The 15,071-nt window shown below is 63.1% G+C and carries 15 protein-coding genes and 1 other RNA gene; 2 read left to right on the forward strand and 14 right to left on the reverse strand.

The genetic code is table 11. The features are described from left to right. The first annotated feature begins 12 nt into the window (after positions 1–12). Positions 13–342, forward strand: a complete 330-nt coding sequence (locus tag ACUYMZ_RS13705) for a hypothetical protein (protein ID WP_481605892.1) — start codon at positions 13–15, stop codon at positions 340–342. A gap of 10 nt (positions 343–352) precedes the next feature. Here the strand turns inward: ACUYMZ_RS13705 and ACUYMZ_RS13710 are convergent, their stop codons facing one another. From ACUYMZ_RS13710 to ACUYMZ_RS13775, 14 genes are all read right to left on the reverse strand, one after another. Then, a complete protein-coding gene (locus ACUYMZ_RS13710; protein WP_442423551.1) occupies positions 353–1,372 on the reverse strand; it encodes a S1C family serine protease in 1,020 nt (339 codons plus the stop codon). 160 nt (positions 1,373–1,532) lie between these two features. Continuing rightward, positions 1,533–1,901: a transfer-messenger RNA gene (gene ssrA, locus ACUYMZ_RS13715) on the reverse strand. Between the two features lie 106 nt (positions 1,902–2,007). Beyond that, a complete protein-coding gene (gene smpB, locus ACUYMZ_RS13720) occupies positions 2,008–2,478 on the reverse strand; it encodes an SsrA-binding protein SmpB (protein WP_426003282.1) in 471 nt (156 codons plus the stop codon). A gap of 76 nt (positions 2,479–2,554) precedes the next feature. Continuing rightward, positions 2,555–3,967: a peptidoglycan DD-metalloendopeptidase family protein gene (locus ACUYMZ_RS13725; protein WP_426007573.1), complete on the reverse strand. Its 1,413-nt coding sequence runs from the start codon at positions 3,965–3,967 to the stop codon at positions 2,555–2,557. A 49-nt stretch (positions 3,968–4,016) separates the two neighbouring features. Continuing rightward, a complete protein-coding gene (ftsX, locus tag ACUYMZ_RS13730; RefSeq protein WP_481603866.1) occupies positions 4,017–4,931 on the reverse strand; it encodes a permease-like cell division protein FtsX in 915 nt (304 codons plus the stop codon). After that, positions 4,928–5,692: a cell division ATP-binding protein FtsE gene (ftsE, locus tag ACUYMZ_RS13735; RefSeq protein ID WP_426003286.1), complete on the reverse strand. Its 765-nt coding sequence runs from the start codon at positions 5,690–5,692 to the stop codon at positions 4,928–4,930. The genes ftsX and ftsE overlap by 4 nt, the downstream gene beginning before the upstream one ends. Before the next feature lie 155 nt (positions 5,693–5,847). Continuing rightward, the gene (prfB, locus tag ACUYMZ_RS13740) at positions 5,848–6,963 is read right to left on the reverse strand and encodes a peptide chain release factor 2 (protein ID WP_426003287.1); all 1,116 of its coding nucleotides are present in this window, start codon (positions 6,961–6,963) and stop codon (positions 5,848–5,850) included. Between the two features lie 48 nt (positions 6,964–7,011). Next, positions 7,012–7,524, reverse strand: a complete 513-nt coding sequence (locus ACUYMZ_RS13745) for a pilus assembly protein TadG-related protein (protein ID WP_481603868.1) — start codon at positions 7,522–7,524, stop codon at positions 7,012–7,014. Further along, positions 7,521–7,913: a hypothetical protein gene (locus tag ACUYMZ_RS13750; RefSeq protein ID WP_481603870.1), complete on the reverse strand. Its 393-nt coding sequence runs from the start codon at positions 7,911–7,913 to the stop codon at positions 7,521–7,523. Before ACUYMZ_RS13750 ends, ACUYMZ_RS13745 begins: the two co-directional genes overlap by 4 nt. A 43-nt stretch (positions 7,914–7,956) precedes the next feature. After that, on the reverse strand, positions 7,957–8,304 hold the full coding sequence (locus ACUYMZ_RS13755; RefSeq protein ID WP_481603871.1) for a TadE family protein: 348 nt from the start codon (positions 8,302–8,304) through the stop codon (positions 7,957–7,959). Between the two features lie 113 nt (positions 8,305–8,417). Beyond that, a complete protein-coding gene (locus ACUYMZ_RS13760; RefSeq protein WP_426007639.1) occupies positions 8,418–8,651 on the reverse strand; it encodes a hypothetical protein in 234 nt (77 codons plus the stop codon). A gap of 200 nt (positions 8,652–8,851) precedes the next feature. Then, positions 8,852–9,796, reverse strand: a complete 945-nt coding sequence (locus ACUYMZ_RS13765) for a type II secretion system F family protein (RefSeq protein WP_481603873.1) — start codon at positions 9,794–9,796, stop codon at positions 8,852–8,854. After that, entirely contained in the window at positions 9,793–10,647 is an 855-nt protein-coding gene (locus ACUYMZ_RS13770; protein ID WP_481603875.1) for a type II secretion system F family protein, read from the reverse strand. The genes ACUYMZ_RS13765 and ACUYMZ_RS13770 overlap by 4 nt, the downstream gene beginning before the upstream one ends. Further along, a complete protein-coding gene (locus ACUYMZ_RS13775; protein WP_442423547.1) occupies positions 10,647–11,870 on the reverse strand; it encodes a TadA family conjugal transfer-associated ATPase in 1,224 nt (407 codons plus the stop codon). Before ACUYMZ_RS13775 ends, ACUYMZ_RS13770 begins: the two co-directional genes overlap by 1 nt. 286 nt (positions 11,871–12,156) lie before the next feature. Here ACUYMZ_RS13775 and ACUYMZ_RS13780 point away from each other — a divergent pair, with 286 nt between their 5' ends. Further along, positions 12,157–14,895 (forward strand): GH25 family lysozyme, encoded by a 2,739-nt coding sequence (locus ACUYMZ_RS13780; RefSeq protein ID WP_481603877.1) that lies wholly within the window; start codon positions 12,157–12,159, stop codon positions 14,893–14,895. The last annotated feature ends 176 nt before the right edge of the window (positions 14,896–15,071 follow it).

Consider the following 15,071-nt stretch of genomic DNA (forward strand, 5'->3'; position numbering starts at 1 on the left):
CTCGATATCTCCATGGAAATGGCCCAACGGCACGGCATCCCGTCCAGGCTTTCCGAAGCGCAATTGCGGGAACTGCAGGACAATCCGCCGCCCTGGCTGGTGCAATCCCGCGCCAACCGTACCGGTAAGCGTCCCGTCTGGGTTCATTTGGAATGTGCGGTCTGCGGCTACTCGGAGGCCGCAAGGCCCAAGAAGTGGTGGCCGGAGTTCTCATTCGTTGTGTGCGGGCACCACCACGGCAAGGAACTGCCCGTAGCTTTCCCGGGCGATGTCCGCACCGAGTACGAAGGCATCGGCAGCCGCTTCATCGGTGTGGTCGATATCCAGCCTGAAGACCGCTAGCCGGTGCCCGCTATCCCGGGGTGACCATCTCCGACGGCACCGCGACCAACTGCAGAGTCTTCCCCTCACGCAACACCGTCAGGGGAAACGGCTCACCAATGGCCTCGGTGAACAGCAGCTTCTGGAGGCTCTCGGCGCTGGAGACCGGCCGGCCCATGGCCCGCAGCACCAAGTCCCCAGGTTCCAGCCCGGCCGCTGCTGCTGGTGATCCCGGAAGGACCTCCACGACCCGCAGTCCCTCGCGCTGTCCGGTCCGCACAACGGCACTGGCATCCAGCGGGATCGGGGTACTGACCAGGCCCAGATAGGCACGGCGTACCCTGCCGTCCTTGAGCAACGCCGCGATAATCCTTTGTGTCGTCCTGTTGATGGGCACGGCCAAGCCAAGGCCCAAGCCGGCCACCGCCGTGTTGATACCCACGATCCGGCCCCGGGAATCGGCCAGTGCGCCCCCGGAATTTCCTGGATTCAGCGCAGCGTCTGTCTGGATGACATCCTCAATGACGCGCCGGTGTTCCCCGGCACGGACGGGAATGGACCTGCCCAGGCCGCTGACAACTCCCGCGGTGACCGACCCGGCCAAACCCAGCGGATTCCCAACAGCGATGACCAGTTGTCCCACGTGCAGGCCTTCGGCGTTACCCAGGCTGGCGGGCGGCGGGGTTGCCCGGAGTCCCCGCACCACGGCCAGGTCCGAGAGCGGATCGGCACCCACCAATTCAACGTCTGTCTGTTTGCCGTCGGCAAAGACAGCCCGGCCGGCTTGGATGCCGGACACGACGTGCGCGTTGGTGAGCATGTAACCATCAGCGGTGAAAACCACCGCTGACCCGCTGCCCACCCGGCTGCGCCCATGACGCCCCCTGCTGGTCATCTCAATTGCTGCTACATGCGGGGTAACCGTCGCCGCAACGCGGATCACGGTCTGCGAATAGGCGTCCAGTTCCTCGCTTCCCTGCCGGAACTGACTGTCCTCTCCCCCGGCCGGCTCGTCCGGCCATTCAAACTCCGGTGCGGTGCCCATGGTCATGCCTCTCGTTGCGCTGCGCACTGCTGACGGGACTGTTGGTCCTACCGGAGTCAACGCACGGCGGGCCAGTGGGTAGTCCCTGATGGGCTACGCCGTGGGTGAACGAAAAAGGGGCCTTAAAGGGAAATTGCCCCCGGATCGTGATGATCCGGGGGCAAGTCCGTGGAGATGGGGGGAATTGAACCCCCGTCCGATGTCGTGTTGTCAGGGCTTCTCCGGGCGCAGTTTGCGTCGGATTTTCTCGGCCCCAGCCATCCTGCAAACAGGTGGCTGATCCGGGCCCAGTCATCTAAAAGTCCCGTTTACCCCAATGACGAAGGCAAACAGCAGTGGCTATCTAAATGACGCCAGGAACCGGGGCGATAGCAACCCCGGGCTGACGGACTGTCTTACTGCTTAGGCAGCAAGAGCGAAGTCAGTGCGCTTAGATTCGGCACTTATTGGTTTGCAGACAGCGTTTACGAGATAATTCTGCATCCTCGGCCCGCTTCACCTGTCGCGACTAACATCGTCGAAACCGATCATCCCCGTATTTTGTTACCAACCCGGACGGCGGGTCGAAAGCTTCGAACCCCATCCGGACTATCAATCATAACGCACGCAAAGCTGCCGGCATTCCCGCGACACGGCATTTGTCAGCGACGGTTGCGCTCCCGAAGTTCCCGCAATGATTCACGCTTGTCCTGCTGCTCGCGGAGGGTCTGGCGCTTGTCGTAATCCTTCTTGCCCCGGGCAACGGCGATTTCCACCTTCGCACGGCCATCGAGGAAGTACAGCTGCAACGGGACAACTGTAAAACCCGACTCGCGGATCTTGTGCGAGATTTTGTCGAGCTCCTCGCGATGGAGCAACAGCTTACGACGGCGGCGCGCGGCGTGGTTGGTCCAGCTCCCTTGGTTGTACTCGGGGATGTGGATGCCTTCCATCCACAACTCGTCGTTGTAGAAGGTGCAGAACCCGTCCACCATGGAGGCGTGGCCCTCGCGAAGGGATTTCACTTCGGTACCCATGAGGGCGATGCCGGCCTCGTAGGTGTCCAGGACATGGTAGTTATGCCGGGCCTTCCGATTGGTGGCCACTACCTTACGGCCACTTTCCTTGGGCACGGTAGAACTCCTTGTCTTAGGTGGATCAGCAGGTGCAGATCCCATTCAGTGTACGTCAGCGGCAGCCTGCTCTTTCCTACAGCAACCTCATGGGATCGACCGCGGCGCCGTTGAGCCAGGTCTCGAAGTGCGCATGGCAACCCGTGGAGTTACCGGTGCTGCCCGAGTAGGCAATGAGCTGGCCGGCCGAAACCCGCTGACCGTTGGCCACAACGATGCTGCTGTTGTGGTAGTAAATGGTGGTCAGGGAGTTGCCCTGAACCACTCCATGCGAAAGCTTAACCCGCCAGCCACCGCCGTCGGCTGAGTTCCAACCGGAGTTGAACACCTCTCCGGCAGCGGCCGCGTAAACCGGAGTGCCACAGGCCGCACCGAAGTCGATGCCTGTGTGCATGTACCCGCCGGTGCCGTAGAAGTCGATCGTGCCCGGCGGGGTCGCACGCCACCCGAAGCCGGAAGTGATCGGCACATAGCTGGCGAACGGGTGCCTCAGGCCAAAGGACGAGGGCGAACCCACGGGCGGGACGAAGGGAGTTTCCGGTGGCGCCGGACGGCCCTGGGCCGCAGCAGCAGCGGCTGCGGCGGCGGCTGCTTCTGCCGCCAGGCGCCTTTGTTCTGCTTCCCATGCTTCACGCAGCTTGCGATCGCGCTCCACGATCTCTGCGGCAACCGAGTCCTGCTCGGCCTTGACGCGGGCAAGGTCTGCTTCGATTCCTGGTTTGGCTGCCTGCAGCTGACCGTTCAACCGGGTGGTGTCCTCGATCAACTGGTCCACCTCGGCCTTCTTCGCCGCGGCCTCGTCCCTGGCCGCCTTCTCGCGTTCCAAGGCAGCATCGGCTTTGGCTTTCAGGTCCTGGATTTCCGCTTCGACGGCGGCAAGCCGGGCCTGGGAGTTGACGTTGGTGGCGTTCTGCTGCGTCAGCTTGGTCATGGCTGCGTTCTGGCTGCGCATCGCCTGGTCAGCCAGGTCCATCGACTCCGTCAAGCTGCCGGATTCATTGGAACCGAACAGGAGCGCAATGTTGGTGGGCACACCTCCGGACTTGTACGCCTGGGAGGCAATCTGGCCGATCAGCTTCTTGGTATCGCTGATCTTCTGCTTGTCGCTTTCAAGCTGCTCGGTGATTTTGGCTTTGTTCTGCTGGGCAAGTTCCACCCTGGCAGCCAGGGCTTCAACTTCCTTGACCGCACTGGCCACACGGCCTTGCGCTTCCAGGAGGGCCTGCTGGGCACCTGGCAGCCGCCCCTGGTAAATCACCAGGTCGCTGGCCGCCTTCGCAATCTTGGAATCAACGAACTCCAGGGACGCTTGGACCCGTGCCGCTTCCGCTTCTAGGGCAGCCTGCTGGTCATCGAGCTGGTCAGCGTGTGCCGCTGGAACACCCGACAGCAGACCTGCGGCAAGGCCGACGGCCAACACGGCACCCAGAATCCGGGCATGCCCCGACGCCAGGCGCCGGCGCAGGGAATTCTGGTCCAAGGTGGTCATCATGAGTCCTTTTCGCTTGTCAGTCTTGTTCGTTGGCGCGCACCCACCGCTAAACCTTCAAGTAGCGCCGGAGGGTCAACAAGGAGGATATCCCGGCCAGGCCGCCTCCGAGTGCAATGAGGACCGGTGCGATCACCAAAACCTGCGTGGATGAGATGAAGGGTGTGTTCAGGAACTGCCGGGAAAGGTCACCGTTGAGCCAGAAATGCGCCATGAGCCAGAGCGTCACGGAAGCAAGGACAGCACCGACCACGGCAGCGATGACGCCTTCAAGGATGAAGGGCAACTGGATCACCGTCTTGGAGGCTCCCACCAGGCGCATGATCCCGGTCTCCCTGCGGCGGCTGAATGCTGACAACCGGATGGTGGTGGTGATCAGCAGCACCGCACAGAAAATCATCACGGCGGCGACACCGACCGCTGCGACGGAGGCCCCGTTCATCCATGAGAAGATCCTCTCCAGCACCTGGCGCTGGTCGCTGACGGTTTCAACGCCCGGCTGGGAGGAGAACGTCTCGCTGATGATCTGGTATTTCTCCGGATTCTTCATGTTGATCCGGAACGACGCCGGCAACTGGTCCTCGGACACCGAATCGACGATCGGGGAATTGGAGAACTGCTCCTTGAAGTGCTTGTAGGCCTCAGTCTGGGACTCGAACTGGAAGTCGTTGATGTACTGCTTTACGGCCGGGGATTCAAGCATCGCCTGCAGGTTGTCCTGCTGCTCCTTGGTGACCGCGCCGGACGCGCAGCCCACCGCCGTCGAGCTGTCATTGCAGAGGAAGACGGCAACCTGGACTTTGTCGTACCAGTAACCCTTCATCTGGTTGATCTGCATCTGCAGCATCCCTGCTGCACCGACAAAGGTCAGAGAGACAAAGGTAACCAGCACCACGGAAACCACCATGGAAAGATTGCGGCGAAGGCCGCTGCCGATCTCGCCAAGAATGAAGAGAAGCCTCACAGCTTTGCCCCCTGTGCCCGGGTGATCTCTTCTCCGCTGGCATCGCGAAGTCGACGCGACTCTCCCACCACCGGAATCATCGACGTGTACAAAGCCTTGGCTTCATCACGTATGACCTTGCCGTTCTCCAGCTCCACCACGCGGCGGCGCATCTCATTGACGATGTCGTCGTCGTGGGTGGCCATGACCACCGTGGTGCCGTTCTGGTTGATCTTGTCCAGGACACCCATGATCCCCATGGACGTGATCGGATCCAGGTTTCCGGTGGGCTCATCCGCCAGGAGGATGCCGGGACGGTTCACTACGGCCCTGGCGATGGCCACGCGCTGCTGCTCACCGCCCGAAAGCTCGTGCGGCATACGGCGTTCCTTGCCCTCAAGGCCCACCGTCTTCAGCACCTCCGGGACTGTCTCGCGGATGATTGACCGGCTTTTTCCGATCACCTGCATCGCGAAGGCGACGTTCTGGAAGACATTCTTCTGCGGCAGCAGGCGGAAGTCCTGGAAAACCACGCCGATGCCCCGACGGAGCTTGGGCACACGCCAACTGGAGATGTTGGCAACATTCTGGCCCGCGACATAGACCGAGCCTGATGAGGCCTTGTCTTCTTTCAGGATCAAACGCAGGAACGTGGACTTGCCCGAACCCGAGGCACCTACGAGGAAGGTGAACTCGCCACGGTTGATCTCAAGGCTGACAGAATCGAGCGCCGGCCGGGCATTCTGCTCATAGACCTTGGTGACATTCTCAAATCTGATCATGGCCCTTTTGGAACCCCGCCGGACATGACATTGCGGCCCAGTCCAACAGCCGGCGCGCGGGCTTTCGGTGGGGGAAGTGAGAGCACCGGCCTTTTGACTATACGCAGGCGGGGACCGTGATCACGGGGCTTTGGATGGCGTGTCGCAGAATCCGGTCAGGCGTCGGCGTTGCGGTTGCCGGTCCTCCAACGGATGCCGGCGTCGATGAAGTCGTCGATGTCGCCATCCAGAACGGCAGAGGTGTTTCCGACTTCGTGTTCGGTCCGCAGGTCCTTGACCATTTGGTAGGGGTTCAGGACGTACGACCGCATCTGGTCGCCCCAGGATGCCTTGACGTCACCGGCCAGTGCCTTCTTTTCGGCGTCCTGCTGTTCTTTCTTGAGCAGCAGCAAGCGGGACTGCAGGACCCGCATGGCCGCCGCGCGGTTTTGCAGCTGGGATTTCTCGTTCTGCATGGACACGACGATGCCCGTGGGGATGTGGGTCAAACGCACCGCCGAGTCCGTCGTGTTCACCGACTGCCCACCGGGGCCCGAAGACCGGAAGACATCCACCCGGATCTCGTTGTCCGGGATCTCGATGGAGTCCGTTTGCTCGATGAGCGGGATCACCTCAACAGCTGCGAAGGATGTCTGGCGCCGGCCCTGGTTGTCGAAGGGGCTGATGCGGACAAGGCGGTGCGTTCCGGCCTCGACGCTCAGGGTGCCGAAAGCGTAGGGTGCCTTGACCTCAAACGTGGCGGACTTGAGGCCTGCTTCTTCCGCATAGGAGGTATCCATCACGGTGGTCGGATACCCGTGGCGTTCTGCCCAGCGCAGGTACATCCGCAAGAGCATCTCCGCGAAGTCGGCCGCATCCACACCACCGGCTCCGGCCCTGATGGTGACTACGGCTTCACGTTCGTCGTATTCGCCGGACAGAAGCGTGACCACTTCAAGTTCCGCCAGCGCCTGGCGGATCGATTCGAGTTCGTTGGCCGCTTCCGCCATCGAGGCATCATCGCCTTCGTCCTGGCCCAATTCCACGAGTACTTCGAGATCGTCGATACGGGCCGCAAGTTTGGTGAGGCGCTCAACTTCGGCCTGCTTGTGGGACAACCTGGACGTTACGACCTGGGCGGATGCGGGATCATCCCAAAGGTCAGGGGCGCCGGCCTGTTCGCTCAGTTCTGCGATCTCGACCTTCAAGGCATCAACATCTGTGACGTTCTCGATGGAGCTGTAAGTAGCGCGCAGCGCGCGGATTTCTGCGGGAAAATCAATGTCAGCCATGGTCATTCCAGCCTACGCTATCCGCCGCAGTGTCCCTGCGGCAGGTCCTCATTGTGTCAGGCGGGACCGGGCCGAGGACTTCGCCTCGACCACGATTCCTTCGGGCAGCAGGAAACTCACCAATGGTGGATGCGCCACCGATGTCAGGACCACGACGGCGGTCCCCCCTGACGAGCTTCCGGTTCCCGGGGCGATTTCCAGCCGGTCGTGCAGCGGAACGGCCTGGCTGGCCTCCAGGTAGCGCTGCACAGCATGCCGGACCTTGTCCCCGGTCAAGGAAAGCGCTGGAGCGCCGCCGGCCTGCAGGGCTTCGGGCCCGTACGTGTCGGCCGCGGCAAGGGCTGCCCCATCAGCCAAAGACAACAGCTTCTTGTGTTCAAGGTAGACGGCAGAAACAGCCATGACCACGGCAGCAACCAAAAGAACCAGCACCAGATAACCCAGGATCAGGACGCTGATCTGCCCGTCTTCGTTGCTGCCGCCGCGATACAGGCGGCTGCAGCCGGCCGGACATTGGTTTCCTGCAGCAGCCGGCACGTCCGTTGGTTCCTGTGGCGTCATGGGAACCGTCCGGCAATCTGGGTGGCCGAAGAGCTCAAACTGGCTGCCTCGAGCCTCAAGGCATCGCCGAAGGGGACCATCGGCAATGGCACGGCCAGATGCACGGTAACCGTCACGGCTGTACCTCCGGCGGCACAATCGTCCGGAATACACACCACATCCATGGTGGCTTGCCCGGGGGCGAAACCATAGTCCTGCAAGGCCGCGGCCACCGCTTGCCCGGCCGCCGCCGTCCGGTCCTCCAAAGGCCCTTCGGAAACGTAAACCTTCGCGGCCTGGTCCGCCGCTCCCACCACAGCGAAGGAGCCTCCCTGAAGCTGCGCCATGGTCACCACGAAGTACACCACGGGGAGCATGAGCAACAGCGCAAGGAAGGTGAACTCCACCACGGCGCTGCCCCTCTCGCCTGCAATCCCTGCGGCCGTGCCGGGGCTAGTCCGGGCGCGGCGCATGGCCCCTCACTTCCTGGATGCTGCCCGGACCTGCGAGGCCCACCACCGGAAGAGGCGCCCGCACAATGACCTCCAGCGTGCCGTACCCGTCGCGCGTTTCCTCGACAGCCACAACGTCTGCCGCGTAATCGCCGTTCAGCGCCATGGTGATCAGATCAATGGTCCTGCTCCTGGCATCCTCCGGCGACCGATCGGCCAAGGCACCGTAGCGGGCACCGGAGGATGCAGCATCAATGAGCGTATTCCGGACATGCAACGCCAAGGTGAGCTGAACGACCGATACAAAGAACAGAGTCAGCAGCGCTCCGACGAGGACGAAGTCCACCACAGCCGATCCACATTCTCCTGGCCAGGTAGCCGAAGGGGGCAGTACCCGCCGGGGGCTCGCTGGATTGCCTGCCCGTTGCGTCGCTGGCGGGCCGTTCGTACGGGGGCACACGCCTAGTTGCCCACCTTGGCCATGGCCTGGTTGAAAAGGTCAGCCAAAGCAGGGGATGCGATGGCGAGGAGGCCTGCGACGAGGATCGCGGACATCAAGGTGATCATGACCCACCCGGGCACGTCTCCCCGCTCCGGGCTTTCCTGGAGACCGGACACCATGCGGTGGGTGAGCCGGTTTGCTGCGCTTTTGCCGGCAGTGGCTGCTGAGGACGGTCGGTCGGTGCAGATGCTCAAGGTATCCCCCATAGGGTGTGTTGGTTGCTGGACAGAATTGGTGCGGAAATTGGTGCGGAAAGAAGACGTGGCCCGGAAAATGATGTGGTCCCGGTCGTTGGGCCAAGGGTGAAGACTGGGCCGGGAAAAGCCGGTGCGGTGCCGAACAGGCTGGTTGTTGCCGCAGGTACCGTGGAGCAGGCGCTTCGGCCCTTCGTGGGTCAAAGACTCATCTGGAGCGCTCCCAACGCGGGGAAAGCTGCAAAGACGACTGTCAGCGGAAGGACGCCAAAGACAAGCGGCACCATCATGCCGATCTCCTTACGGCCTGCCGATTCCATGAGCTCCCGCTTGGCAGCGTCCCGGACGTCCGCGGCCTGGGCCTTGAGGACGTCTGCGAGCGGTGTCCCGCGTTCAACGGCGACAACGAGCCCGTCGACGAACCGGGCCAGCGGTTGGAGCGACGTACGGGCGGAGAACGCCTGCAGTGCTTCCGCCAAGGGCTTGCCTGCGCGGGTGTCGGCAAGAACGGCGGCAAACTCCCGGGCGAGCTCCCCGTGCGGGCTGCTCCGGCAGACCCGGTCCATGGCATTGGGAGCACTCTCTCCCGCGGCCACGGCGAGCGCCATCAGCTCGGCAAGGCTGGGAAACTCGGCGAGTATCCTGGCTTCCCGCTTCTTGATCCGCCGGCCGAGGACAAAGTCCCGCAGCAAATAGCCACCTAGCGCGCTTCCCGCCACAGCCAGGACAAGGAACGCGGGATTCAGCCGGCCAATCAGGGCGCCAAAAACGACCGCTGCCAGAGCCGCCAGGAACCCGCCGACCGCCCACAGCATCTGTTCGGCGCGGAAGTCGACAACCGATTTCCCCGAGCCGGCCTGCGTGAGGCGCCTGGCGAGGGCCGAACTCCCGTGGTTGTAGCGCGCAAGGAAGGCGAATGCATCCGCTGCGACGGGTCGAAGTATCAACTCCAGTGGGCCGAACGGCGTAATGTTGTGCATCGGTTCCGTCAACAGCCTGGATTCGAGGTTATGGGATTTCAGCTGCGGTTCGATGCGCTCAGCGAACGTGGTTGCCCGCATGAAGGGAAGACGGACGATGATGAGCCAGACCCCGGCACCGAGCAGGAGACCCAACAGCACGGCTGTCGCCGCTTGTGGATTCATGCCAGGACCCTCCTGTCCTCGGGCAGCGCTCCGATGCGAAGCATCACTGAATAGCTGACGGCCGATACCACCAGGCCACCCAGGAGGACTACCGCTCCGGTTCCGGAGTTATACGCTGCCGCCGCTTCCGGACGTCCCGACATCACCATGAGCACTATCCACGGAGCGGCTATGGCCAGGCGTGCGCCGTTGACCGTCCACGACTGCCGGGCTTCCAGTTCGTTGCGCATCCTGGTGCTCTCGCGCAGGAACATGCCAAGTGTCCCGAGCATGCTGCCCAGATCAGAGCCGCCGACCTCCCGTGTCATGCGCAGTGCCTCAAGGATCCGGTCTGCCACCGGGTCCGCAAGCCTGGACTTCAAGGTGTCCAGGGCTGTTTCGAAGTGGCCGCCGGATCGGTAGTCCGCCCCAAAGTCGAGGAACATCCCACGGAGTTCATCGGGCCCTTTATGGCCCAGCTGCATGAGTGCCTCGGGCAGGGACAACCCTGCCCGGATGGCAGAACGCAGGTGATCCACGACGTCCGGCCAGAGCCGGCGCAGGACTGCCCGGCGTTTGCGTGCCCGTCGCAGAACAAGGGCCAAGGGAGACCACGCCCCGAACGTGGCGAAACACAGTGCAAGGGGCGCCGACGCCGTGAACACCAGGAACAGCAGGAAGACCACCAGCCCGGTGCCTGCACAGGTCAGCAACAGGCCGGTACCCGTGACCTTTTCGATTCCCGCCGTCAACAGGAGTTGTTGCACAGCGCTGGACCGGCGCTTACCTGCCGGCCCTGGCGGGGTCTCCCAGGTGGACCACCAGATCAGAAACACCCCGGCACCGGCAACGATGCCCAGGAACGGTCCCATCAGTTCAACTCCAGCAAGGCGGAAACGTCGAAGCCGGCGCGGGCGAACTTGTCGATGGCAGGCATCGAATTCGCGTGGGGCTGGAGCTGCCCGTCCACCAACCTAAAGACCGCCGAGGACTCAATAATGCCGTTCTCAACACGTTTTCCCAGCGACAGGATTTCTGTCACCTGCCGCTGGCCGGTGGAATGGCGGCTGCAATGCACAACAATGTCGATGCAGGCTGCGACCGTGGGCACCACGAAGGCACTGGAGATGTTGGCCCCCGCCAGAAGGGGCAGTGTGCAGATCTTGGTGACAGCATCGTGCGCCGAGTTGGCATGGACCGTGCACATACCGGGAAGGCCTGAATTCAACGCAATCAACATGTCCAGGCTTTCGGCTTCCCGGACCTCCCCCACTACCAGGCGGTCCGGTCTCATGCGGAGGGCTTCCTTGACAAGCCGCCGGAGCGGTATCTCCCCCTGGCCTTCAAGATTCGGCTGGCGGCACTGAAGGCCCACAACGTCGCGCAGCGGCAGCTGGAGTTCGAAGATTTCCTCGACCGTGATGACCCTCTCCCGCGGGCCGATACTTGCCGCCAGGCAATTCAACAGGGTGGTTTTGCCAGCCTGCGTGGCGCCGGAGACCAGGATATTCAATCCGCTTGCGACTGCGGCGCCCAGGAACCTGGCCGCCTGCGGAGTGAGGCTGCCCAGTTCAACCAGATGCTCCAGCCGGCTGGCCCTGGCAATGAACTTCCTGATGTTCACGGCCCAGTGCTTCCTGGTCACATCAGGAATAGCCGCGTGCAGCCGGGAGCCGTCGGGCAATGACGCATCGACAAACGGCGAGGACAGGTCGAGGCGCCGTCCTGAACTCTTGAGCATCCTTTCAACAAGGTCGCGCACATTGTGGGTGCTGAGTGAAACGGTGGTCAGTTCCGACTCGCCGTTCCTGGCCACGTAGATTTCCTGCGGAGCATTGATCCAGATCTCCTCGATGGAGGGGTCATCCAGAAACGGCTGCAGCGGACCGAATCCGGCCACGGCGTCATAGACGTACCGTCGGGCTGCTTCGAGCTGGCCCAGCGGCGGCAGCGGCCCAAGGAGGGCCCGTTCGTCGTAGTCATTGACCGCAGCGTCCACGAGGCGCCGTACATCCGAAGCCTGCTCCAGCGGATCCAAACCTTGCCGGCGGATCAACTCACGGACCTCACCCTCGACGATCTTCAGCGCATCCATATTTCCCCCAACCTGCAGCATGTCCGTGAAGCGAGAGGCGAATCTCGCATCACCACGCTAGGTCAGCGGCATCCGGTGAATAAAGCCCTTGGTGCCTGCATGTGGATAACCCGTACCAGATGGCCACGCCAGTATCGCACGTCCCACTAGTCACTCCAGTTTCAGGATGTTAGGGTAATGCCCGTTAGGAGCTGGCCTTTGGTCCCATGCGCAAGCGCCCGCCCCGGAAGCTTGTCCGCAAGCCACCCATGCGCCGCTGAGCCGCGGCACAGGGCCGGAAAACGATATGACACGTACCCCAGGCAGGTCGCTTAGCCGCCGCGTCCCCTTCGTCCAGTCCGGGATTGCCCTTTCCCTGGCGCTTGTTGCGGGCTGCTTCCTCGGAGCGCCCGCCTGGGCGGAGACGTCCGGGCCCAGGCCCGCCCCACCTGATGCCACCCAGGAAGCGGTCTCCGGGTCGCCGCAATATCCGGCCATTACCCCCGGACAGGCCCAGCCGCCGGCTCCTGCCTCAGGGGCAGCTGCGGCGGGTCAACCGCCCGCCGCAGGGACCGGCGTCGTACAGTCACCGGAAAGCGGGCCCGTACCTGCGGCAGGACCGGCGCCCGACGCAACCCCGGCCGACGCAACGTCCGCAGCCAAGGCCATGCCAGGCGAAGCTCCCAACGCTGAATCCATCAAGGAAGCCATGCGCGCCGCCATCCCCGCCGGTGGTGCGGAGATGGGCCAGCGCTCGCCGAGGGTCCTGGCGGACAAGAACAACCCGGGCGGTTCGGGGCCCGCGGCATCCCGGGGTGTCGGCCAAGTGGTGTCCATGGCGGCCGATCCGGGGCACTGGCGCCCAACCATCGGAGTCCATGGGCAGGACGTCAGCGCCCACCAAGGCAACGTCAACTGGCAGAGCCAGTGGAACCAGGGATCCCGGTGGGCCTATGTCAAGGCCTCGGAGGGCAACTACTACCTCAACGAAAACTACACTCAGCAGTACAACGGCTCACGGAATGTCGGCATGGTCCGGGGCGCATACCATTTCGCCATCCCCAACTGGTCCTCGGGTGCTGACCAGGCGAGGTACTTCGTGGCAAACGGCGGCGGCTGGACCGCGGACGGCTACACGCTCCCTCCTGTGCTGGACATCGAGTACAACCCCTACGCCGGGCGGACCATCAACGGTTTCTACTTCGGCAACACCTGCTATGACATGTCCAAGGCACAGCTGGGCCAGTGGGCCGCCGACTTCGGCAACACCGTCAAGGCACTGACCGGCCGCTACCCCGTGATCTACAGCACCACCGATTGGTGGAACACCTGCGTCGGCAACACCACGTTCGGTGCCTACCCCTTGTGGATCGCCTCCTACTGGTCCAACCCCACCAACTCCCCGGGCTCCATGCCGGTGAGCTGGGGCAACTACACCATGTGGCAGTACAGCAGCACTGGACCGTTCCAGGGCGACTCCAACATCTTCAACGGAAGCTACGACCAGCTGCGGACCTTTGCCCGTGGAGTCTCCTACGCTTCCAACCCGTCCATCAAGTCCGGCGCAGACATCCTGGCCACTACATCGTCCGGGCGGTTGGACGCCTTCACGGCGAACGGCAGCGGGCGCATCACGGGACCGGTGTCCATCGGGTCCGGCTGGAGCGGGGCCAAATCCTTGTTCGTCATCGACTGGAACCAGGATGGCGTTCAGGACATCCTCTCCCAGTGGCCGGATGGAACGCTGAAGGTCTTCCGCGGTGCCCCCGGCGGGAGCTTCTACGCACCCATCCAGGTGGGTTCGGGGTGGCAGGAAATGTCGCTGACCGCAGGGTGGTGGAATGCCAAAGACCCCTATCCGGGCGTGATTGGCCAGGACTACCGCGGCAACCTGTACAGATATCCGAACGCCAGCGGCGGTGGACTTGGCAACGGAATCCTCATCGGTACCGGCTTCAGCGGACACCAACTCAACCAGATCGACTTTGATGCTGACGGTAACCAGGACATCGTGTCCCGGACTGCGGACGGAACACTTCGCCTGTACCGGTCAAACGGCACAGGCAGCTTCGTGGGCGAACCGGCCCGGGTCATTGGTTCCGGCTGGGGTTCCATGACGGCAGTCAGCTCGGCCACGAACTTCAGTGGTCCGGCATCCCAGGGGCTCCACGCCAGGGCAACCAACGGTGACCTGTTCTACTACCCGGCCGCTAGCGGCAACTGGGGCAACCGCAGCCTCATCGGCCTGGGCTGGAATGACGCGAACCTCATCAGCGGGGCGCCCCTCGATGTCGAGTCCACCCTCGGGATCGACCAGGAAGATGTCCTCGCCGTCCGCCCGGATGCCAACCTTTACCGCTACCCGGGCACGGGAACCACTGCACTCCTTCCCGAAGACCTCATCGGTACGGGCTGGGCGGGCCTCAAGGCCGGCTTTGTCACGGATTGGAATGGGGACGGTGCCCTGGACATCGTGGCGCAGTGGTCCGACGGCCGGCTGAACGTCTACCCGGGACGGACCGGCAGCGGATTCGGTGCCCCCATCGCCTTGGGCAGCAACTGGAGGGACTGGACACTGACAGTTGGCACGTGGAAGAAAGCCGATGCCCATCCCGGCATCGTCGGTTATGACGGTTCCGGCCGGTTGTACTACTTCAACAACCCCAGTGGCAGAACCGTCTCCACGGGCGTAGCCATCGGGGCAGGCTGGACGGGACTGGCCATCGTCCACATGGACTTCGACAAAGACTCCAACGCCGATCTCCTGGCGAAGACCGGCACAGGCGAGTTGAAGCTCTACCGTTCCAACGGCTTGGGCAACTTCATCCAGGAGGCCCCCGCGGTCGTGGGAACAGGCTGGAATGTCATCTCTTCCTACGGATCCGTCCGCGGGTTCGCCGGCGCGGGTTCCACGGGGATCATCGCCCGGACCACCTCCGGCGAGTTGAAGTACTACCCCGTCGGCTCCAACAGGACGTGGGGCACCGCCTCCAGGATCGGTACGGGCTGGAACGGCCTGAACATCCTGGCACCGGCGGCACGCTGACACAACGCGCCGAGCCAGCTTGCAGGGTCTGTCCACGGGAATTTCCCCCCGCGGACAGGCCCTTCCTGCTTCGTGCATCAATGCAGATAAATAGTTCCGCCCGACCGTCCTAAATTTGTCGATCACATGGTCTAATGAAGGTGGTCTCACGTTTTGGCTGTTCGGCGCATTCGGGA

It is taken from the genome of Arthrobacter sp. T572, assembly GCF_056780115.1.